The following is a 20,327-nucleotide window of genomic DNA, read 5'->3' as shown; positions in this document are numbered from 1 at the left end:
CCGCAGTACCAGCCCGATCGGAGAACCGTGAAGCAGAACATCGCAGCGCAGACCCCGCTGCTCAACCCCCGCGACGTCGACTTCCTGCTCTACGAGTGGCTGAACGCGGAGGAGCTGACCAAGCGCGACGCCTTCGCGGAGCACTCGAAGGAGACCTTCGACGCCGCGCTCGACCTGGCCGCCGACATCGCCGTGCAGAAGCTGTCCAACCACTACAAGGACGCGGACGCCAACGAGCCGACGATCCAGCCCGACGGCACCGCGAAGACGCTGCCCGCGACCAAGGCCGGGCTCGACGCGATCAACGAGGCCGGCTTCACCTTCGCCGAGCTGCCCGCCGAGGAGGGCGGCATCGGCCTGCCCTCGCTGATCAGCAAGGCCGCGTTCGCATGGATGCAGGCCGCGAACGTGTCGACCACCGTCTACTCGGGCCTGACCCTGGGCAACGGCAACGTGATCCGCTCCTTCGGCACCGACGAGCAGAAGCGACTCTTCCTCGAGCCGATGATCGAGGGCCGGTTCACCGGCACCATGTGCCTCTCGGAGCCCGACGCCGGCTCCGCGCTCGCCGACATCAGCGCCAAGGCCGAGCCCCGCGACGACGGCAGCTACGCCATCACCGGCACCAAGATGTGGATCACCGGCGGCGACCACGAGATGTCCGAGAACATCGTGCACCTGGTGCTCGCGAAGGTCCCGGGGGCGCCGGACGGCGTCAAGGGCATCTCGCTGTTCATCGTGCCGAAGTACCTGGTGAACGACGACGCGTCCGTCGGCGAGCGCAACGCCGTCACCCTGGTGAGCCTGAACCACAAGATGGGCAACAAGGGCACCACCAACTGCCTGCTCTCGCTCGACGGGGCCACCGGCTACCTGGTGGGCACCGAGAACCGCGGCCTCGTGCAGATGTTCCAGATGATGAACGAGGCGCGCGTGGCCGTGGGCCTGGCGTCGTCGTCGATCGGCTACACCGGCTACCTGCAGTCGCTCGAGTACGCCAAGACCCGCGTCCAGGGCCGGCCCGTCACCGCCCCGACGGGGCCGCAGGTCCCGATCATCGAGCACCCCGACGTGCGCCGGATGCTGCTCGCGCAGAAGAGCTACGTCGAGGGCGGGCTGGCGCTCGCCCTGTTCGGGGCGCGCCTCGTCGACGACGCGAACACCGCACCGTCGGAGGAGGAGCGGACCGCCGCCGGGCAGCTGCTCGACTTCCTCACCCCGATGATCAAGAGCTGGCCGAGCGAGTGGGCCACGAAGGCCAACGACTACGCCATCCAGATCCACGGCGGCTACGGCTACACGCGCGAGTTCAACGTCGAGCAGCTCTACCGGGACAACCGGCTCAACGCGATCCACGAGGGCGCCAAGGCGATCCACGGCCTGGACCTGCTCGGCCGCAAGGTGCCGCAGCACGGCGGCGCCGCCTTCGGGGCGCTGCTGGGCCGGTTCGAGGCGACGGCCGCGCGCGCCGACAAGGTCGAGGAGCTCGCGCCGCACGCCGCCGCACTGCGGGCCGCCGCCCAGCGCGCGGTCGAGATCACGATGGTTCTCGGCGGCACGGGCGACCCCGCGCTGTCGCTGGCGAACGCCACCTCCTACCTCGACGGCCTCGGCCACGTCGTGGTGGCGTGGCTGTGGCTGGACCAGGCGCTCGCGACGTACGCCGAGGACGGCACGGCCAAGGACGAGGCCTTCTACCGCGGCAAGCGGGCGGCCACGCAGTACTTCTTCGTGTACGAGCTGCCCAAGGCGTACACCGAGTTCGACCTGCTGGCGAAGCTCGACCGCACGACGCTCGACCTGGACACCTCGGTCCTGTAGCGACTGCATAGGCTGGGCGCATGGCAACCGCAGCGCAGTGGCTCGAAGGGGCCCGCCCCCGCACGCTCCCGAACGCGATCGCCCCGGTGATCGCGGGTACGGGGGCGGCGGGCTTCCTCGGCGAGGCGGTCTGGTGGAAGGCGCTCCTGGCGCTGGTGGTCTCGCTGTCGCTGATCCTCGGCGTGAACTTCGCTAACGACTACTCCGACGGCATCCGCGGCACCGACGACGAGCGCGTCGGCCCGCTGCGGCTCGTCGGGTCCGGGCTGGCCTCCCCCGCCGCCGTGAAGCGCGCGGCGTTCGCGTGCTTCGGCGTCGGCGGGGTCGCCGGCGTGGTGCTGTCGCTGACCTCGGCGCCGTGGCTGATCCTCGTGGGCCTGGCGTGCGTGGCCGGGGCGTGGTTCTACACCGGCGGGAAGAAGCCCTACGGCTACCTCGGCTTCGGCGAGATCGCGGTGTTCGTGTTCTTCGGCCTGGTCGCGGTGCTGGGTACCGAGTTCGTGCAGGCCGGGCGGATCGACGCGGCCGGTGTGCTCGCCGCGTGCGCGGTGGGCTCGTACAGCTCGGCGGTGCTCGTCGCCAACAACCTGCGCGACATCCCCACCGACCGCGAGTCCGGCAAGATCACCCTCGCCGTCCGCCTCGGCGACTCCCGCACCCGCGTCCTGTTCTCGGTCCTCGTCGCCGTCCCGACCGTGCTGGGCCTCGCCCTCGCCGCCGTCGCCACCCCGTGGGCACTCCTCTCCCTCGCCTCCGCTCCGCTCGCCGTCCGCGCCGCGCTGCCCGTGACCCGCGGCGGCCAGGGCCCCGCGCTCATTCCCGCGCTCGCCCAGACCGGCCTGGCGATGCTCGTCTGGTCCATCGGCGCCGCGGTCGGGCTGTTCCTGGGCGCGTAGCTCAGCCGAGGAACGTCAGGAAGGCCCGCACGGTGTCCGACGGGGCCGGCCGATTGAGCAGCTCCACACGGTCCAACCGGGTGAGTCGGATGACCTCGCCCTCGAGATCGTGCTTCTCCTGCCGATCGAATCGCTCGACGGCGAACTCGGCCCGGCCCGCGCGCACCGCTCCGAGCGGATCGTCGTCGAGGACCAGTTCGGCGCGGACGGATTCGGCCCGGTTCCAGCGGACGATCGCGCCGTCGAGGCGGTCCGGAATCGGGACGCCCTGGCGGTGGACGAACCTGAGGCCCGCCGCAGCGGCACCGCCACCGAGGGCAGCGAGTTCGTCGTACGCGGCGACGATCCGCTCGATGAGGGTGATCGCGGTCCGGGCGCCGGCGGCGAGCTGCGCGCCCGACGTGCCCCGCCGGAAGAGCTGCATGCCGACCATCTGCTCCGTCGCGGCGACCGCCCTCGTCACGGTCGATTGCGCCACGCCGTGCGCCCGCGCCGCCTCGTGCATGCTGTGCGTGCCGGCCACGGCCGCCACCAGTCTGAGTCGTTCGATATCGGACATGTCGGGACGGTAACTCCCACCCCTGACAGAAAATCGACGGCCGAGGGCCGACCTCATCGTCCGGACCCGGCGTGGTTCTTCACATCCGCGATGCGCCACGCGCATCACGGATACCCGCAGGTCAAGGATACTTTTTCTGGTGGGTGATGCACGAGGCGCATCACCCTTGTTCGCTCTGTCGGAACATCGCGACGTCGCCGCGCCGCGGACGCGACGCCCGGAACGAGCGGCGATGCGTTCCGCGCATCACCACCCTGATAAACACCCTTTTGACCTGGGAAAACAGGGTGATGCGTGCAGCGCATCCCTCGCGCGCATCGCTACCGACCGATTTCAGGCGCGGCCGGCACTACTCCCGCCAGGACCCGTCGGCCAGGAAGCGCTCGACGGTGAGCGTGGGCGGGATGAGGTCGAAGCCGCGGGACTGCACCCAGGCGTCGTCGAAGTAGGTGTCGAGGTAGCGGTCACCGTCGTCGGCGAGGAGGGTGACGACGCTGCCGGACCGGCCGGCCTGCAGCATCTCGGCGATCACGCCGAAGGCGCCCCAGAGGTTGGTGCCGGTGGAGCCGCCCACGCGGCGGCCGAGCATCGACGAGGCGATCCGCGCCGCGGCGATCGAGCCGGCGTCGGGCACGCCCACCATGCGATCGACGATCTCCGGGATGAACGAGGGTTCCACGCGCGGGCGGCCGATGCCCTCGATGCGGGAGGACTGCCCCGTCTGCACCGTGCAGTCGCCGGCGACGTAGCCGGGCAGGAAGCTGGAGTTCTCCGGGTCCACGACGCAGAGGCGGGTCGCGTGCCGGCGGTAGCGGATGTAGCGGCCGATGGTCGCCGACGTGCCGCCGGTGCCCGCGCCGACCACGATCCACGCCGGCTCCGGGTGATCCTCGAGGGAGAGCTGCGAGAAGATCGACTCGGCGATGTTGTTGTTGCCCCGCCAGTCCGTCGCGCACTCGGCGTGGGTGAACTGGTCCATGTAGTGCCCGCCGCGCTCGTGCGCGAGCCGCGCGGCCTCGGTGTACACCTCGTCGGCGCGGTCCACGAAGTGGCACGTGCCGCCCTCGCGCTCGATCAGCGCCACCTTCGCCGGCGACGTCGACTTCGTCATCACGGCGATGAACGGCAGGCCCAGCAGCTTCGCGAAGTACGCCTCGGACACCGCCGTCGAGCCCGACGAGGCCTCGATCACCGTCGTGCCCTCGCGCACCCACCCGTTGCACAGGGAGTACAGGAACAGGGATCGGGCCAGACGGTGCTTCAGGCTGCCCGTGATGTGCGTGGTCTCGTCCTTGAGGTACAGGTCGATCCCCGCGCCCCGCGCCCACTCCTCCAGCGGGAAGCGCAGCAGGTGGGTGTCGGCGCTGCGGCGCGCGTCGGCCTCGATCAGCCGGACGGCGTTGTCGACCCAGGACCGGTCCGCGGACCGGTCGTGAACGACGGTCGTCACTCGTCCACGCCCTGCAGCCGCCGCCGGAAGTCGTCGCGCTTCTCCTTGCGCGCCTCGTCGATCACGGCGGCGCTCTCGTTCACCCGGGTACGCAGCTTCTTGCCGAGCACCATCGACAGCGGCAGGGACACCACGAGCGCGAACAGGAACACGGGAACGGGCGGCACCTCGTCGAGGAACAGCATGCCGAGCCCGTAGAGCACCGCGAAGACGACGACGACGAGCCCCAGGCGGAACAGCGTATAGAAAAAGATGTCGCGTGCCAGCGCCCGCTTGGCCGTACCCGTATCGGTCATGACCAAGAGCTTACTCCCCGTCCGAAATACGACTTTACCAATTCTTGGCACTCGGATAGAGGTTCGAGTACTCGGGCAAATCGCTGCATACTGGGCATCATGACCACGGCACACCCGAACCTCGCCCAGCGCGCAGCGGACCCCCGGGCCGCTGCTCCCCGTCAGCCCGAGCGACTCATGACCCCAGGCCAGGTGGCCGCGCTGTTCAACGTGAACCCCAAAACGGTCACCCGATGGGCCGGTGCGGGCCTTCTCGGCTCCGTCCGCACGCCCGGCGGGCACCGTCGCTTCCGCGCATCGGAAGTCTTTGCTCTGTTGAACCAGAACACCACGGCGTAGCCCCCGCACACGACGAAGGGCGCCGCTCCACCGAGATCCTCGGCGGGGCGGCGCCCTTGTCGTACGCGGGTACCCGGCGCGGACTCAGCCGGCGTAGGAGTGCAGGCTGCCCGTCGCGAAGTAGTTGATGATGAACAGGTTGAAGACGATCACGGCGAAGCCGAGGATGTTCAGGTAGGGCGCGGCCTTGCGCCACACCGACGTCGCCCGCGCGTGCAGGTACGCCGCGTAGAGGACCCACGCGATGAACGAGGTGGTCTCCTTCGGGTCCCACCCCCACGGTCGGCCCCACGCCGCCTCGGCCCAGACAGCGCCGCAGATCACGCCCGCGCTGAACAGCGGGAAGGCGACGATCACGGTGCCGTACGCCACGCGGTCGAGCACCTGCGTGGACGGGATGGCCTGCAGCAGCCGGCCGCCGACGCCGGAGGTGACGGAGACGGAACCGTCGGGCAGCTCGTACCGGCGGCGGATCAGGTACAGCAGGCTGGCGACGCCGGAGACCAGGAAGATGCCGGCGCCGATCGACACGATCGAGACGTGGATCGCGAGCCAGTACGACTTCAGCGAGGGCACCACGGGGCCGGCGGTCGTGTACAGCACGCCCTCGGCGACGAACATGAAGATCAGGATCGGGACCAGCACGAAGCCGAGGATCGGACGGGCCTCGGGCTTGCGCAGCAGCACCAGCGAGGCCAGGACCGCGCCCGCGCACATGATGGACATGAACTCGTACATGTTGCCCCAGGGCATGCGGCCCGTGGCGACGCCGCGCAGCACGATCGAGGAGACGTGCACGAGCAGGCCCGCGACCACCAGGGCGTAGCCCATCCGGCCGATCCGCTCGGACTTCGTGCGACGCGGACCGTCGTCGACGACCCGCCCGGGGGTGGAGTCGGTGGCGATCGGGCCGCCGCCCGCGGCGACGAGTTCGCGCTCGCGGTCGCGCGCGGCCGTCGCGTCCACGCGCGACGTGGCGAGCTCGATGACCATCAGGACCAGCGCGAGCGCGTAGATCCCGGTCGCGCTGGTGAACAGCACGTCGGCGAAGTTCGCCAGGTCGACGTTCGTCTCGGTTCCCATGGTCACGCCACTTTCTCACCGTCGGGACCGACCAGGCGGTCGGCCAGTGCTTCGAAGTCCTCGGTCCATCCGGCCTCGTCGGTGCGGGCCAGTCCGGCGATCTCCATCACGGTACCGCCGCCCTCGCGCGGGGTCAGCCGCACGAACACCCGCCGGCGCCGCACGGTGAGCGAGACGATGAGCCCGCCCAGCATCCCGATCGCGAAGACCAGCGTCCAGTTCTGCGCCGGGTTGTGGCTGACCTGCAGGGCCGCGAAGTTCGTGACCCCGTCGAACCGCACCTGGGTGCCGTCCTCGATCGTGGTCGACTGCCCGACGGTCAGGTTCACGCGCGCCTTCTTCGACAGCCGGCCGGAGTCGATCTGATCGCGGCTGAGCGAGAAGATGTTCTGCGGCTTGCCGGTGTCGAGGCCGGTGTCGCCCTGGTAGATGTCGATCGCGACGGCCGGATCGTTCGGCGCGGGGAACCGCGAGGTGAGCAGCGTCCCGTCGAGCTGCTTGGTGGGGGCGAGCAGCCCCTCGATCCCGATCTGCTTGGTGCGCCGCTCGTCCTCGGTGGGGTACAGCGCGGCCGGCGGGTCGAAGCGCAGGGCGCCGGAGGAGAGGAAGTTGATCTTGTCCTGCGGCGCGAACTGCATGGTCTGCGTGCGGACGGCGCCGTTCGGGTAGGTCACGGTGAAGGTGCCGGCGTAGCCGTGGCCCAGCATGTAGACCCGCACGCCGTCCATCCGGAGCGGCTTGTTCACCTCGATGTCGTACTTCTTCCAGGTTTCGGTCTGCAGCGCCTCGCCGTCCTGGTAGGAGGCGATCGTGCGGAACATGTCGGGCTGCGCGTTCGGCAGGAAGGTGGCCTGCACCTCGTCGGCCTTGAGGCAGAAGGGCGCGAGCCCGGTCCCGTCGACGAGGTTGCCGGCGCGGAAGTTGTCGTAGTTCGACGAGGTGTTGCAGAAGCCGTCGTCGCCCGCGATCACGATGCGCGAGCCCTCGTAGGAGAACTGCTGGCCGACGCCGATCGCGATGAGGATGCCCACCAGCGAGATGTGGAAGACCAGGTTGCCGGCCTCGCGGAGGTAGCCCTTCTCGGCGGAGACGGTGACGGTGCCCTCGGCCTCGTTCGCACCGCCGGGGCGGGAGATCTTGCGCCAGCCGCGCAGGCCGGCGAGCACCGTCTGCGCGGCGGCCTCCGGGTCCTGGTCGCTCTCGCGGGTGGTGTGTCGCGGCAGCCGGGACAGGTTGCGCGGCGTCGCGACGGGCGGGGTGCGCAGGGCGCGGAAGTGCTCGAAGCAGCGCGGCACGATGCAGCCGACGAGCGAGACGAACAGCAGCGCGTAGATCGACGTGAACCACACCGACTTGAAGACGCCGAAGAACTGCAGCTTGTCCATGATCTCGCCGAGCGTCCCGTGGTCGTCGATCCACTTCGCGGTGGCGGCGGAGTCGACGTCGCGCTGGGGCAGCAGCGCGCCGGGCATGGCGGCGACGGCCAGCAGGAACAGCAGGACCAGCGCGGTCTTCATCGACGTGAGCGAGCGCCACGTGTTGCGGACCGCGGCGAGGGCGCGGCGGGGCGGGGACTGCTTGACGGGGGTACTCATCAGATCGGCATCACTGTGTTCGAGACGAAGAGGCGGCGGACGAGGTCGATGAACTCGGCCCAGTAGCCGGTGACCAGCGCGACGCCGACGGTGATCATCAGCACGCCGCCGAAGATCTGGATGCGGCGCGAGTTGCGGCGCAGCCACCCGACGGCGCGGACGGCCACCGTCGACCCGAGGGCCAGGACGATGAAGGGCAGGCCGAGCCCCGCGCAGTAGGCCACGATGAGGATCGCGCCGCGGGCGGGCTCGGCGTCGGTGCCGACGACGATGGACAGGATCCCCGCCAGCGTCGGGCCGATGCACGGCGTCCAGCCGAGCGCGAAGACGCCGCCGAGTAGCGGCGCGCCCGCGAGGGTGGTCCACTGCCGCGGCGCGAACCGGACGTCGCGCTCGAGCATCGGGACCAGGCCGATGAAGGCGAGGCCCATGACGATGGTGACGACGCCGCCGATCCGCATCAGGGTGTCGGCGTTGAGCCGGATCGACGTGGCGAGCCCGAAGACCGACATCGTCATCAGCAGGAAGACGGCGGTGAACCCGGCGACGAACAGGATCGCGGCGCCCATGACGCGCCAGCGCCCGGCGCGCACGCCCGCCTTCGCCTCGTCGACGGTGGCGGCCGGGGCCTCGGCCCCGACGAGCCCGGCCAGGTACGACAGGTAGCCGGGCACGAGCGGGACGATGCACGGCGAGGCGAACGAGACGAGCCCCGCGAGCAGGCACGCGCCGAGTGCGAGCAGCAGCGGGCCCGAGACGGCCGCGGTGGCGAAGGCCTCTCCCATCAGCCCTCCCCCAGCACCTTCTCGATGGTGTCCGTGAGTTCCTTCTCGCCGACGGTGGTCAGGTAGGACGCCGCCACGCGGTGCTGCCGGTCGAGGACGAAGGTCATCGGCACGACGGTGGTCGGGTACTGCTCGCCGATGGCCAGCAGCGTCTTACCGGGCGGGTCGTAGATCGACGGGTAGGTCAGGCCCTGCGAGCCGATGAAGTCGCGGGCGGCGTCGTCGCCGGCGGTCTCGCGCACGTTGATGCCGAGGAACTGCACGCCCTTGTCCTTGGTCGCGACGAAGGTGCGCTCGAGCTCGGGCGATTCGAGGCGGCACGGGGCGCACCAGCTGCCCCAGACGTTGATGACGACGACCTTGCCGGCGTAGTCGGAGAGCTTGATCGTGGTGTTCGGGTCGGTCACGCTGCGCCCGGACAGGTTCTCGACGGTGCTGCGCTGCCCGGGCTCGTAGAACTGCCGGACCTTGCCGCCGGGGGCGATCACGCCGCCCTTGGCGGCCTGGTCGGAGAGCTGGACGCAGCCGGACGCGCCGAAGGCGACCGCGCCGGCGACCACGAGGGCGGCGGCGCGGCGGGCGAGCCTCACGCGCCGCGCACCAGCGGGTCGGTGGCGCCCGCCGGCTCGGAGTACACGATGTCAACGAGCTCGTCGCCGTCGTAGACGAGGCTGGTGAGGGAGGCGAGGGAGCACTGCCGGTTGCGCGGGTCGTGCCAGAGGCGCTTGCCCTCGAGGTGGCGGCGCAGGGTCACGACGGGCAGCTGGTGGCTCACCAGGACGGCCTCGTGGCCGCGGGCCCGGTCGCGCGCGATGTCGACGACGCCGACCATGCGGTGCGCGATCTGCAGGTAGGGCTCGCCCCACGACGGGGTGAAGGGATCGCGCAGCTTGGCCCAGTGCTTGGGCTGGCGCAGGGCACCGTCGCCGACGGCCACCTTGAGGCCCTCGAACTGGTTACCCGCCTCGATGAGCTCGTCGTCGGTGATGATCCGCAGCCCGTGCGACGCGGCGATGGGGGTCGCGGTCTCCTGGGCGCGCTGCAGCGGCGAGGCGAACACGGCGGTGATGTCGTGGTCGGCGAGCGCGTCGGCCACCGTCTGCGCCTGGGCCCGGCCCTTCTCGGACAGGCGGAACCCGGGGAGGCGGCCGTAGAGGATGCCGTCGGGGTTGTGCACCTCGCCGTGCCGCATGACGTGCACGATCGTCTGGGTCATCTGGGTCTCCTACTGCGTCGCCGCGGCGGCGGCGCGGGCGGCGGCGGGCAGCGCCGCCTCGATGGATGCGAAATCGTCGTCGCTGAGCGCGGCGGAGACGAACCACGCCTCGAAGGCGCTGGGCGGCGGGTAGATCCCCTGCTCGAGCAGGGCGTGGAAGAAGGGCGCGAAGCGGAAGGTCTCGGCGGCCTTGGCCTGCGCGTAGTCCTTGACGGGCCCGTCGGTGAAGAAGACCGAGACCAGGTTGCCCGCGTACTGGACGTGGTGCCGCACGCCCTCCGCGGTGAGCGCGTCGCCGATGAGCCCGCCGAGGCGGATCGAGTTGGCGTTGAGCTTGGCGTACACCTCGTCGGTCGCGTTCTGCAGCGTCGCGAGGCCCGCGGCCACGGCGACGGGGTTCCCGGACAGCGTGCCGGCCTGGTAGACGGGGCCGAGCGGCGCGAGGTGGCCCATCACGTCGGCGGAGCCGCCGAAGGCCGCGGCGGGCAGCCCGCCCGACATGACCTTGCCGAAGGTGAACAGGTCGGCGTCCACGGGATCGAGGCCGTACCAGCCGGCCTTGCTCACGCGGAAGCCCGTCATGACCTCGTCGAGGATGAGGAGGGCACCGTCGGCCCTGGTGATCTCGCGCAGGCCCTCGTTGAAGCCCGGCTGCGGCGGGACGGCGCCCATGTTGCCGGCGGCGGCCTCGGTGATGACGGCGGCGATCTGCCCGGGGTACTGCGCGAAGGCCTCGCGCACGGCGGCGAGGTCGTTGTAGGGCAGGACGACGGTGTCGGCCGCCTGCGCGCCCGTCACGCCGGGGCTGGTGGGAAGGCCGAGCGTGGCGACGCCGGAGCCGGCGTCGGCGAGCAGCGCGTCGACGTGGCCGTGGTAGCAGCCGGCGAACTTGATGATCTTGGCGCGGCCGGTGACGCCGCGGGCCAGGCGCACGGCGCTCATGGTGGCCTCGGTGCCGGAGTTGACCAGGCGCACCCGCTCGACGGGGGCGACGCGGGCGATGATCTCCTCGGCCAGCGCGATCTCGGCCTCGGTGGGGGCGCCGAAGCTCAGGCCGGTGGTGGCGGCGCGCTCCACGGCGTCGACGACGGCGGGGTGCGCGTGGCCCAGGATCATCGGTCCCCAGCTGGAGACGAGGTCGACGTAGCGGTTGCCGTCGGCGTCCACGAGCTGCGAACCGGAGGCCGAGACGATGAACCGCGGGGTGCCGCCGACGGCCGAGAAGGCGCGCACCGGGGAGTTCACCCCGCCGGGGATGGAGCGGGCCGCGCGCTCGAAGAGGGCCGCGCTGGCCGGGGCCGCTGTGTCGCTACCGGGGGCGATGGGGGAACTCACGACCTCCAGTGTCCCAAACGAGCGCAACTCGTCAACTACAGGGTGTAGGAGTTCAGCGGAAACCGCCCCGTTGGGCCGCCCGAAAGGCGATACCACTTCGATACCACCGCGCGTATCGTCGGGGTATGGCCATGACCCTCCGCCTCACCGACGACGACGACGCCGCCCTCACCGCACTCGCCGCGGCGGAGGGGGTGAACAAGCAGGAAGCGGCTCTCCGCGCGATCCGCGAGAAGTCCGCGCGCCTGGACCGCGACTCCGAGGTCCGCCGCCTTACGCGGGACGCGGTCGCGCGCTACGGCCCGCTGCTCGACCGGCTCGCGCAGTGACGGCCCACCTCGACCTGGAACTCCTGCTCACCATCATCGACCAGGCCGGATTGCCCGGCGTTCGGGATCACGGCCTCCTGGAATCGGCGGCGCTGCGCCCGCAGACCTCCGTCTTCGGCGACGACGCGTATCCGACGCTCGACGAGCAGGCCGCCGCACTCATGGAGTCGATCGTCCGCAACCACCCGCTCATCGACGGGAACAAGCGGCTCGGCTGGCTCGCGACGGTCGTCTTCTACGGCCTCAACGGCGTGACGCTGGACGCCCCGGAGGACCCCGCCTACGACCTCGTCATCGGCATCGCCGAGGGCCGTATCGACTACCACGCCAGTGCCCGCCTGCTGGCGTCATGGACCACGTCGTAGTCGGGACGCGATTTCCTCGCCGTTCGCCGCGGAACGGCCGGTCGACCTACAGGACCCGCTGCGTGTCGGCGTAGATCCCGTCGCCGAAGGAACGCACCGAGACCATGCCGCCGAACCGGTCGCGGTACTCGCGCGACCACAGCGGCTGCGGCCCCTGTCCCCACACGGCCAGCGTGCGCGGCAGGGACCCCGTCGCGACGGCGACGCGCGTCCCGTCGGTACCGACGGCGACGCCCTGGTCCTTGGGGCCGAACCGGAATCGCGGGCCGGGTTCGCCGGTATAGGCGTCGAAGGTCTCGTTCGCCGCCGCCGGGTCGGCGCAGGACCCGGCGTCCTGCACGGGCAGGCTCACGATCACCTTCGTGCCGACGCCCTGCACCCCCTCGGCCCGCCCGCACCGGTCCGCGGCATCGGGCAGCGCACGGCTCCACAGCTGGGCGCCGTCGTTCGGGCTGAACGCGGCGACCTCCGGCCGGTCCGCGTGGATGAGGACGGGAACCGATGGAACCCGTCCGTTGCTGGTGGCCAGCAGGGCGGTGCTACTCATCGCCCTCCAGCCCTCGGGCGCAGCGGCCACCGTGCGGCCCCGCGAGTCGTAGATCTCGGCCCGACGGCCGTCATCGAGCACGAGTCCGCCGGCGTACCCCGCGACGGTCGGCCGCGCCACGTCGAACGTCCGGCTCAGCACCTTGCGTCCGTCGTCGAGCGAGTAGGCCTCGACGGTCGCCCGCCCGGAATCCGAAGCGCTGCGCGTGGCCACGACGCCGGCCCCGGGGAGGAGTTGGACCCCGCGCACCGTGGCGTCCCAGACGGTGCCGCCGTCGGCGCCGAGCACGCGCACCCGCGTCCCGGCCTCCGACCCGGCGGGGAGTCCGACCACGAGGTAGGTGTCGTCGGTGGCGTCGACCACGGAGCTGCCCTGGATCCCGTCGTCGACCCGGGTCAGGGCGCCGGTCTCGAGGTCGATCACCGCGAACCGTCCGGCCAGGTCCTGCTCGGCGCACAGCGCCGTCCGTCCGTTGCCCGCGACCGAACAGCTGTCGACGTCGAAGCCGATCTCGACGACGTGCCGCGCGACGCCGGTCGTCGCATCGACCACGTCGACCACCTGCTTGAACGCCTCGCGGGGCCGACCCGGATCGACGAACCTGGCCATCAGGACGTGCCGCGAGTCGCCGGCGATCGGTCCCCTCAGCCGCTGGTCCGGCCCGGGGTTCGGCGGCGTGTAACTCCACTTCGGTGCGGCCGGAGCGGCGGCCAGCGAGACGGTCGCGGCGGTCGCGGACACGGGCGGCACCGGCTGCCGTGGTTCCTCCGCCGGAGGGCGGGAGCACGCCGTCAGCCCGACGGCCACGACGAGCGGCACGACGACCGCCCCCAGCCTCGCTCGCCGTCGTACGGATCGTCTCGGTCGCAGCATCGTCGGCCCCCTCGCCCTCGATCTCCCCTGCCGACATCATGCCTGCGTGCGCGGCGCGCCGCGGGACTTCTATAGTGGAACAGGTTCCACTTCCGGGGCCGCGCCGCGCACGGTAGGAGTAGAGCCATGGAACGACTCAGCGGACTGGACGCCTCCTTCCTGTATCTGGAGTCCCGGTCCCAGCTCATGCACGTGAGCGGGCTGCTCGAGCTGGACCCCGCCACCGTCGAGGGCGGCTACCGGTTCGAGGACCTGCGCAGCGAGCTCGCGCGGCGGATCACGGCCATGCCCGCGTTCCGGCGCAAGCTGCACGACTCCGTCGCCAACCTGGACCATCCCGTGTGGGTGGAGGACGAGTCCTTCGACATCGAGGCGCACGTGCACCGCATCGCGGTCCCCGCGCCGGGCGGCGAACAGGAGCTCGCGGACCTGTGCGCGCACATCGCCGGCCAGGCGCTGGACCGCAGCAAGCCGCTGTGGGAGATGTGGGTCATCGAGGGCCTGGCCGACGGCCGGATCGCGATCATGATGCGCATGCACCACGCGGGCGTCGACGGGGTGACCGGCGCCGGCCTCATGGCCCAGCTGTGCTCGCTGACCCCCGAGCCGCCCGCGCTCGACCCGGCGATGGTGGACAAGTCGACGGGCGGGGCGCCGCTGCTCGCCCTCGCCGCCGACGGGGCGAAGAACGTCCTGCTCCGCCCGCTGTCGCTGGTCTCGCTGCTGCCGCGCACCGTGCCCGTCCCCGTGCGCTGGTGGACCCGCTCGCGCCGCGGCGCCGCCATGCCGGCCCCGTTCAGCGCGCCGCGCACCTCGCTCAACAGCTCGATCACCGGCCACCGCGCGATCGCCTTCGCCTCCGTGCCGCTGGCCGACGTGAAGAAGATCAAGGACCACTTCGGCGTCAAGGTCAACGACGTGGTGCTGGCGGCCTGCTCGGGCGCGATGCGCGAGTTCCTGCACGACCGCGGCGAGCTCCCCGAGCAGCCGCTGGTCGCGATGATCCCGGTCTCGGTGCACGAGGCGGAGATCGGCGCGACGCTCACCGAGGGCACCAACAAGGTCACCGGCATGTTCACCCGGATGACCACGGACGTCGACACCCCCGTCGCGCGGCTGGAGGCGATCCGCGAGCGGGTCGCGACCTCTAAGGAACACCACGGCGAGCTGGACGACAACCTGCTCCGCTCCTGGGCGCAGTTCGCGCCGGCGTCGATCATGCAGCTCGGCGCCCGGCTCTACGGCGACAACAACCTGCCCGAGCTGCACCCCGTGATCTACAACCTGGTGATCTCCAACGTGCCGGGCCCCGACATCCCGCTGTACTTCCTGGGCGCGCGGATCCACTCGATGTACCCGCTGGGCCCCGTCTTCCACGGCGCGGGCCTCAACGTGACGGTCTTCTCGCAGGAGGGCACACTGAACATCGGTGTGATCGCCTGCAAGAAGCAGGTGCCCGACCCGTGGCCGATCGTCCGCGCCTTCGAACGCGACATGGCGGCGCTGGTCGCGGCCGTCGACGCGGCGGGCACCGAGGAAGGCTGACCATGACCGACGGCCCGCGGGTGCGTATCGACAGCGGAGAGATCTCCGGCCGCGACCAGCGGACGGTGCACGCCTACCGCGGCATCCCCTACGCGCAGCCGCCCGTCGGTCCGCTGCGCTACCGGGCGCCGCAGCCCCTCGAACCGTGGGACGGGGTCCGCGCGGCGACGGAGTTCAGCGCGGCCGCGCCGCAGAACAAGAAGTACACGCTGGTCGGCTTCCGCGAGTACCAGCCCACCAGCGAGGACTCCCTCACGCTCAACGTGGTCGCCCCCGCGCGGGAGGCCACGACGCCGCGCCCGGTGATGGTCTTCATCCACGGCGGCGCCTACCTCATGGGCAGCTCGGCGACGCCGCTGTACTACGGCAACTCGCTGGTCGAGCGGGGCGACGTCGTCTTCGTCTCGATCAACTACCGCCTGGGCGCCCTCGGCTACCTCGACCTGACGGACTTCTCCACCGACGAGCGCCCGATCGACGGGAACCTCGGCCTGCGCGACCAGGTCGCGGCCCTGCAGTGGGTGCACCGCAACATCGCGGCCTTCGGCGGCGACCCGGGCAACGTCACGATCTTCGGCGAGAGCGCCGGCGGCAACGCCGTCACCACGCTGCTCGCGACGCCCGCCGCGCGCGGCCTGTTCCACCGCGCCATCGCGCAGAGCTCGGCCCCCGAGCTCACCGTCGACGCGGTCACCGCCCGCGGCTGGGGCAAGCGCTTCGTGGAGATCGTCGGCGGGCCCGAGCAGATCGACACCGCCACCTCCGAGGAGCTGGGCCGCGCCGGCAACCGCCTCATGGGCGAGCTCAACCGGGAGCAACTCGGCGTCGTCCCCTTCGGCCCCACGGTCGACGGTGACTACCTCCCGGAGGATCCGGAGGTCGCCATCGCGGCCGGACGGGGCGCGCAGGTGCCGCTCATCATCGGCACCAACCGCACCGAGGCCACGCTGTTCACGAAGATGCCCGGCATGGGCAAGCCGTCGGCCGAGCGGGCCGCGCACACCGTCGGCGGCGCGCCGGAGGCCTTCGCCGGGCTGGCCGCCGCGTACCCGGGCTTCCCCGACGTCGCGTCGCTGAACCGGATCATCGGCGACTTCATGTTCTGGGCGCCGTCGCTGCGGATCGCGCAGGCGCACGCCAAGCACGCGCCGACGTACTTCTACCGCTACGACTTCTCCCCGAAGACGCTGGACCTGCTGGGCTACGGCGCGACGCACGCCTCCGAGCTGATGGCGGTGTTCGGCGTCTACCACGGCACGACGGGGTGGGTCCTCGGCGCGCTGGGCGACCGCCGCATCGCGATGCGCGTCTCCGACGGCATGCAGCGCGACTGGATCACGTTCGCGCGCACCGGCCGTCCGGCCGGCGAGTGGCCGACGTACAACGGCACCTCCCGCGCGACGCTGGTGATCGACGACCGCAACCGCGTCGTCTACGACCCCTCCCCCGAGATCCGTCGCGCCTGGGACGCTTTCGAGGCCGCCCGCCGCTGAGCGGTGCCCCGACGGCGCCGGCGCCGCGCGCCCGGCGGCGCGTTCACCGGGTGCTCATGTCGGCGACGTGCCCACGTCACCCCGAGGGGGCACGGTGCAGGCATGCCCTCACCTTTCGTTTCCCGTCGTACCTTCCTCCTCGGCACCGCGGGCGCGGCGGCGCTCGCGGGCGCCGGCTGCGCACCGGGCGGCGATCCCGCCGCGAGCTCCTCGCCCAGCGCCACGCCGCGCGGCGACCTCTTCGCGCTCGGCGTCGCCTCGGGCGATCCCACGCCCGACGGTGCCGTGCTCTGGACCCGGCTCGCCCGCGACCCGCTGGCCGACGACGGCATGGGCGGGATCCCGGCGCGCACCTTCCCCGTGCAGTGGGAGGTGGCCGAGGACGAGCGGTTCACGAAGGTCGTGCAGCGCGGCGACGCGACGGCGGCGCCCGAGGCGGGGCACAGCGTGCACGTCGAGCTGGCGGGCCTGCGCCCCGGGCGGGAGTACTTCTACCGCTTCCGCGCCGAGGGCGCGCTGTCGCGGACCGGGCGCACGCACACCACGCCGGAGCCCGGCGCGATGACGCCGCTGGCGATGGCCTTCGCCAGCTGCTCGCAGTACGAGCACGGCTACTTCACGGCGTACCGGCACCTCGCCGAGGAGCGCCCGCAGCTGATCCTGCATCTCGGCGACTACCAGTACGAGTACGCGGCCGGCGGCTACGAGCTCAAGACCGGGAACGTGCGCGACCACCGCGGCCCGGAGACCGTCACGCTGGCGAACTACCGACAGCGGTACGCGCAGTACAAGTCCGATCCGGACCTGCAGCTCGCGCACGCCGCCGCGCCGTGGGTGGCCGTGTGGGACGACCACGAGGTCGACAACAACTGGGCCGGCGAGGTCTACGAGAAGCCCGAGAAGCCGCAGCCCGACTTCCTGGAGCGGCGCCGCGCGGCGTTCCAGGCGTACTACGAGAACATGCCGCTGCGCCGCGCGCAGGTGCCGAACGGGCTGTCGCTGCGCCTGTACCGGCGCGTGCAGTGGGGCGACCTCGCCACCTTCCACATGCTGGACACCCGGCAGTACCGCGACGATCAGGTGGGGAACGACAAGGTGCCCGCCACCGACCCGGAGAACCGGAATCCCGCCCGCAGCCTCACCGGCGCGGAGCAGGAGCGCTGGCTGCTCGACGGGCTGCACGCCTCGCAGGCCCGCTGGGACGTGCTGGGGCAGCAGGTGATGTTCGCACCGATCGACTACGACCCCACCGAGGCCGCCGGCTACAACCCGGACGCGTGGGACGGCTACGTCGGTTCGCGCGACCGGGTGATGGACGGCTGGCAGGCGGCGGGCACCCGCAATCCCGTGGTGCTCACCGGCGACGTGCACACCCACTACGCCAACGACATCCGGCGCGGCGACGCCGTCGTGGCCTCCGAGCTGACGGCCACGTCGATCACCAGCGGCGGCGACGGCTCCGCGGAGCACAGCGAGAAGGAGCAGGCGCAGCTGCGCGACAACCCGCACATCCGGCTGCTGCGCAACCAGCGCGGCTACATCAGCACCCGGATCACGCCCGAGACCATCCGGGCGGATTACCGTGTGCTGCCGTACGTCTCGAAGCCCGGGGCGCCGGTGGAGACCGCGGCGTCGTTCGACATCCGCGACGGGGTACGCGGCCTGCAGCAGGTCTGACGCGGCCGGCGTCAGGCGCCCAGCAGCGCGATGACCGCCGCGGCCCGCGTCTCGGGGATCAGCGCGAACGACAACAGAAGCGCGGTGTCGGCGACGTCGCCGTCGGTCAGGGCGTGCTCGGCGAGGGTCGACACGCGGTAGCGGTGCCGGGTCAGGGTCGCCCGCGCCGCGGCGAGCGCCGCCGCGGAGCCCAGGTCCACGGTGAGGTGCAGCCCGGCATCGGCGCCGAGGACGAGCGCGTCCGGCAGGTGCTCGGCGAGCGCCCGCCGGACGGCGGCACGCCGCGCCCCGTAGGTGCGGGCCGCCCGCGCTACGTGGGCGTCCCAGGCGCCGGAGTCGAGGAAGTGGGCCAGCATCGAGGCCGCGGCGCCGTCGACGCCCGCGCTCGAGCCGTGCCCCGCGTGCGGCAGCCCGCGCAGCGATTCGGGGACAGCGGCCCACGCGAGCCGCAGCTGCGGGGTCAGCGCCTTCGAGGCGGTGCCGAGGTAGACGACGTGGTCGGGCGCCAGGGTCTGCAGCGCGGGCAGCGGCGCCACGTCGTAGGAGAACTCGCCGTCGTAGTCGTCCTCGACGATCACGCTCCCCGTCGCCCGCGCCCAGTCCACGAGGTCGAGCCGCCGTGCCATCGAGAGCCGCACGCCGGTCGGGTACTGGTGCGCCGGCGTGGTGTAGACGAGGCACCGCCGCCGCGGCAGCCGATCGACGACCAGTCCGTCCGCGTCGACGGGCACGCCCACGACCTCGCCGCCCGTCGCGCGGAAGGCGTCGAAGGCCCGACGGTAGCCGGGCGTCTCCACCGCGATCGGAGTGCCGAGTTCACCGGCGATCGCGGTCAGGGCCGGGTTCACGCCCGGGAACAGGCGCAGATCGCCGGGCGCGGCCCGCACCGCGCGCCGGCGCCGCAGGTGCACGGCGAGGGCCTCCTGCAGCGTCGCGACGTGCGGCGCCACCGACGTCGTGGGCGGGAGCGCGGTCGCGTGCCGCCACGACCGGCGCCACCGCCGCTCGTCGATGAGGGACACGTCGGGCACGCCCGGCACCAGGCTCGTATCCCAGGTGTCCGACGGTGCCTCCTCCGCGCGCCGCGGCGCGGGCGCGGCGTGCATCGCGTGCGCGAACCGGTCGGTGCCCGGGGCTATCCGGGTGCCGCTGCCGGGGACAGTGGCCGTGACGCCCATGGCGGCGAGGGTGTCGTAGGCGGCGATCACCGTGTTCCGGGCGACGCCCAGCCCGGCGGCGAGGGCCCGCGAGGAAGGCAGCAGGTCGCCGGGGTGCAGGGCGCCGCGGTCGAGGCCGTCGATGACCGCGTCGACGATCGCGCTGCCCGAGAGCGCGCCTCCGTGCGCGAGCGCGGACCAGAAATCGGGGAGGGACGCGGGCGGGCGGGGCATCGCTCTAGAATACTGGTTCACAATATCTCCTGATTCTGGATCTTCTGCAGCGCCGGTATCCGCCCCAGGATGGACGCATGGACAAGCTCACCCGGTACCCCCAGCGCGGCGGCGACCGCCGCCTCCTCGACGAGATCCTGGACGACGGCGTGGTCGCCGTGTTGTCGACGGTGGCCGACGGCCAGCCGTGGTCCGTGCCGATCGCCTACGCCCGCCTCGGCGACCGGATCGTGCTCCACGGCTCGACGGGGGCCGGCGCGCTGCGACACGTCGCCGCGGGCGCCCCTGCGACGCTGACGGTGACCCACGTCGACGCGCTGATCGTGGCCGACACGGCCTTCGACCACTCGATGAACTACCGCTCGGCGGTGCTGCGCGGCGCGCTCACGCCGGAGGCGGTCGACGGCGCGGAGCTGCTCGAGGCGTTCACCGACAAGCTGCTCCCCGGGCGCAGCGCGGAGCTGCGCGCGAACACCCGCAAGGAACTCGCCGCGACCACCGTGCTCACCTTCCCGATCACCGCCGACAACTGGATCGCCAAGGCCCGCACCGGCGGAGCCTCGTCGAGCGAGGGCGGCTGGTCCGGCGTGCTGCCGCTACGGAAGGGCTATGCGCGCGTCGAGCCGACGCCCGGCCAGGAGCTCCCGGTGCCCGCTTCGGTGCGGGCGGCGCTCGAGGCGAGCGAGGACGGGGCCCGCTGCGCGCCGGTCTCGTGATTCCCCTCTCGGAACC

Annotated in this window: 20 protein-coding genes; 9 read left to right on the top strand and 11 right to left on the bottom strand. The window is 71.9% G+C overall.

Features of this window, described 5'->3' with window-relative positions; all coding sequences use genetic code 11:
• The first annotated feature begins 27 nt into the window (after positions 1–27).
• Together LB823_RS12490 and LB823_RS12485 are read left to right on the top strand one after the other, a co-directional pair.
• Positions 28–1,821, top strand: a complete 1,794-nt coding sequence (locus tag LB823_RS12490; protein WP_224647573.1) for an acyl-CoA dehydrogenase — start codon at positions 28–30, stop codon at positions 1,819–1,821.
• Positions 1,822–1,841: 20 nt separating this feature from the next.
• A complete protein-coding gene (locus tag LB823_RS12485) occupies positions 1,842–2,717 on the top strand; it encodes a 1,4-dihydroxy-2-naphthoate polyprenyltransferase (protein WP_224647572.1) in 876 nt (291 codons plus the stop codon).
• Between the two features lies 1 nt (position 2,718).
• Here the strand turns inward: LB823_RS12485 and LB823_RS12480 are convergent, their stop codons facing one another.
• The 3 genes from LB823_RS12480 to LB823_RS12470 all read right to left on the bottom strand — a co-directional run bounded on the left by LB823_RS12480 (position 2,719) and on the right by LB823_RS12470 (position 5,022).
• Positions 2,719–3,276, bottom strand: a complete 558-nt coding sequence (locus LB823_RS12480; protein WP_224647571.1) for a LysR family transcriptional regulator — start codon at positions 3,274–3,276, stop codon at positions 2,719–2,721.
• Between the two features lie 349 nt (positions 3,277–3,625).
• Entirely contained in the window at positions 3,626–4,726 is a 1,101-nt protein-coding gene (locus tag LB823_RS12475; RefSeq protein ID WP_224647570.1) for a PLP-dependent cysteine synthase family protein, read from the bottom strand.
• Complete coding sequence (locus tag LB823_RS12470) at positions 4,723–5,022, bottom strand: DUF4229 domain-containing protein (RefSeq protein ID WP_224647569.1); 300 nt, start codon at positions 5,020–5,022, stop codon at positions 4,723–4,725. The genes LB823_RS12475 and LB823_RS12470 overlap by 4 nt, the downstream gene beginning before the upstream one ends.
• Before the next feature lie 177 nt (positions 5,023–5,199).
• On the opposite strand from LB823_RS12470, the gene LB823_RS12465 reads away from it, so the two are divergent.
• Positions 5,200–5,361 carry a BldC family transcriptional regulator gene (locus LB823_RS12465; RefSeq protein ID WP_074850913.1) on the top strand — a complete coding sequence of 54 codons (162 nt, stop codon included), beginning with the start codon at positions 5,200–5,202 and terminating at the stop codon, positions 5,359–5,361.
• Between the two features lie 84 nt (positions 5,362–5,445).
• Here the strand turns inward: LB823_RS12465 and ccsB are convergent, their stop codons facing one another.
• Genes ccsB through hemL form a run of 6 tightly spaced genes read right to left on the bottom strand, consistent with a single transcriptional unit; the run spans position 5,446 to position 11,375 of the window.
• A complete protein-coding gene (gene ccsB, locus LB823_RS12460) occupies positions 5,446–6,444 on the bottom strand; it encodes a c-type cytochrome biogenesis protein CcsB (RefSeq protein WP_224647610.1) in 999 nt (332 codons plus the stop codon).
• Between the two features lie 2 nt (positions 6,445–6,446).
• Entirely contained in the window at positions 6,447–8,039 is a 1,593-nt protein-coding gene (locus LB823_RS12455) for a cytochrome c biogenesis protein ResB (RefSeq protein ID WP_224647568.1), read from the bottom strand.
• A complete protein-coding gene (locus LB823_RS12450) occupies positions 8,039–8,824 on the bottom strand; it encodes a cytochrome c biogenesis CcdA family protein (RefSeq protein ID WP_224647567.1) in 786 nt (261 codons plus the stop codon). The genes LB823_RS12455 and LB823_RS12450 overlap by 1 nt, the downstream gene beginning before the upstream one ends.
• Positions 8,824–9,414, bottom strand: coding sequence for a TlpA disulfide reductase family protein (locus LB823_RS12445; RefSeq protein WP_224647566.1), 591 nt, complete (start codon positions 9,412–9,414; stop codon positions 8,824–8,826). Before LB823_RS12445 ends, LB823_RS12450 begins: the two co-directional genes overlap by 1 nt.
• A complete protein-coding gene (locus tag LB823_RS12440; RefSeq protein ID WP_224647565.1) occupies positions 9,411–10,040 on the bottom strand; it encodes a histidine phosphatase family protein in 630 nt (209 codons plus the stop codon). The genes LB823_RS12445 and LB823_RS12440 overlap by 4 nt, the downstream gene beginning before the upstream one ends.
• A 9-nt stretch (positions 10,041–10,049) precedes the next feature.
• Positions 10,050–11,375 carry a glutamate-1-semialdehyde 2,1-aminomutase gene (gene hemL, locus LB823_RS12435; protein ID WP_224647564.1) on the bottom strand — a complete coding sequence of 442 codons (1,326 nt, stop codon included), beginning with the start codon at positions 11,373–11,375 and terminating at the stop codon, positions 10,050–10,052.
• Between the two features lie 125 nt (positions 11,376–11,500).
• On the opposite strand from hemL, the gene LB823_RS12430 reads away from it, so the two are divergent.
• Both LB823_RS12430 and LB823_RS12425 read left to right on the top strand, forming a co-directional pair.
• Positions 11,501–11,704, top strand: a complete 204-nt coding sequence (locus LB823_RS12430) for a CopG family transcriptional regulator (RefSeq protein ID WP_224647562.1) — start codon at positions 11,501–11,503, stop codon at positions 11,702–11,704.
• Entirely contained in the window at positions 11,701–12,069 is a 369-nt protein-coding gene (locus LB823_RS12425; protein WP_224647559.1) for a type II toxin-antitoxin system death-on-curing family toxin, read from the top strand. The genes LB823_RS12430 and LB823_RS12425 overlap by 4 nt, the downstream gene beginning before the upstream one ends.
• A 46-nt stretch (positions 12,070–12,115) precedes the next feature.
• Here LB823_RS12425 and LB823_RS12420 read toward each other — a convergent pair whose 3' ends face one another.
• Positions 12,116–13,435, bottom strand: a complete 1,320-nt coding sequence (locus LB823_RS12420; RefSeq protein WP_224647557.1) for a PQQ-like beta-propeller repeat protein — start codon at positions 13,433–13,435, stop codon at positions 12,116–12,118.
• A gap of 180 nt (positions 13,436–13,615) precedes the next feature.
• Between LB823_RS12420 and LB823_RS12415 the strand changes: the two genes are divergently transcribed.
• From LB823_RS12415 to LB823_RS12405, 3 genes are all read left to right on the top strand, one after another.
• On the top strand, positions 13,616–15,034 hold the full coding sequence (locus LB823_RS12415; protein WP_224647556.1) for a wax ester/triacylglycerol synthase family O-acyltransferase: 1,419 nt from the start codon (positions 13,616–13,618) through the stop codon (positions 15,032–15,034).
• A gap of 2 nt (positions 15,035–15,036) precedes the next feature.
• Positions 15,037–16,527, top strand: a complete 1,491-nt coding sequence (locus LB823_RS12410; protein WP_224647553.1) for a carboxylesterase/lipase family protein — start codon at positions 15,037–15,039, stop codon at positions 16,525–16,527.
• Between the two features lie 102 nt (positions 16,528–16,629).
• Positions 16,630–18,204 (top strand): alkaline phosphatase, encoded by a 1,575-nt coding sequence (locus LB823_RS12405; protein WP_224647552.1) that lies wholly within the window; start codon positions 16,630–16,632, stop codon positions 18,202–18,204.
• Between the two features lie 11 nt (positions 18,205–18,215).
• Here the strand turns inward: LB823_RS12405 and LB823_RS12400 are convergent, their stop codons facing one another.
• The gene (locus LB823_RS12400) at positions 18,216–19,595 is read right to left on the bottom strand and encodes a PLP-dependent aminotransferase family protein (RefSeq protein WP_224647550.1); all 1,380 of its coding nucleotides are present in this window, start codon (positions 19,593–19,595) and stop codon (positions 18,216–18,218) included.
• A gap of 77 nt (positions 19,596–19,672) precedes the next feature.
• On the opposite strand from LB823_RS12400, the gene LB823_RS12395 reads away from it, so the two are divergent.
• Positions 19,673–20,311 (top strand): pyridoxamine 5'-phosphate oxidase family protein, encoded by a 639-nt coding sequence (locus LB823_RS12395; protein WP_224647548.1) that lies wholly within the window; start codon positions 19,673–19,675, stop codon positions 20,309–20,311.
• Positions 20,312–20,327 lie beyond the last annotated feature (16 nt).

Source organism: Tsukamurella sp. M9C (assembly GCF_020169415.1).
Lineage (GTDB): Bacteria > Actinomycetota > Actinomycetes > Mycobacteriales > Mycobacteriaceae > Tsukamurella.
This window is presented reverse-complemented; position numbering and strand designations above follow the sequence as displayed.

Coding starts and splice junctions, on each gene's coding strand:
- LB823_RS12480 (WP_224647571.1), bottom strand. CDS start 3,276: ATGTCCGATATCGAACGACTCAGACTGGTGGCGGCCGTGGCCGGCACG.
- LB823_RS12410 (WP_224647553.1), top strand. CDS start 15,037: ATGACCGACGGCCCGCGGGTGCGTATCGACAGCGGAGAGATCTCCGGC.
- LB823_RS12455 (WP_224647568.1), bottom strand. CDS start 8,039: ATGAGTACCCCCGTCAAGCAGTCCCCGCCCCGCCGCGCCCTCGCCGCG.
- LB823_RS12450 (WP_224647567.1), bottom strand. CDS start 8,824: ATGGGAGAGGCCTTCGCCACCGCGGCCGTCTCGGGCCCGCTGCTGCTC.
- LB823_RS12400 (WP_224647550.1), bottom strand. CDS start 19,595: ATGCCCCGCCCGCCCGCGTCCCTCCCCGATTTCTGGTCCGCGCTCGCG.
- ccsB (WP_224647610.1), bottom strand. CDS start 6,444: ATGGGAACCGAGACGAACGTCGACCTGGCGAACTTCGCCGACGTGCTG.
- LB823_RS12470 (WP_224647569.1), bottom strand. CDS start 5,022: ATGACCGATACGGGTACGGCCAAGCGGGCGCTGGCACGCGACATCTTT.
- LB823_RS12415 (WP_224647556.1), top strand. CDS start 13,616: ATGGAACGACTCAGCGGACTGGACGCCTCCTTCCTGTATCTGGAGTCC.
- LB823_RS12440 (WP_224647565.1), bottom strand. CDS start 10,040: ATGACCCAGACGATCGTGCACGTCATGCGGCACGGCGAGGTGCACAAC.
- LB823_RS12430 (WP_224647562.1), top strand. CDS start 11,501: ATGGCCATGACCCTCCGCCTCACCGACGACGACGACGCCGCCCTCACC.
- LB823_RS12485 (WP_224647572.1), top strand. CDS start 1,842: ATGGCAACCGCAGCGCAGTGGCTCGAAGGGGCCCGCCCCCGCACGCTC.
- LB823_RS12465 (WP_074850913.1), top strand. CDS start 5,200: ATGACCCCAGGCCAGGTGGCCGCGCTGTTCAACGTGAACCCCAAAACG.
- LB823_RS12395 (WP_224647548.1), top strand. CDS start 19,673: ATGGACAAGCTCACCCGGTACCCCCAGCGCGGCGGCGACCGCCGCCTC.
- LB823_RS12405 (WP_224647552.1), top strand. CDS start 16,630: ATGCCCTCACCTTTCGTTTCCCGTCGTACCTTCCTCCTCGGCACCGCG.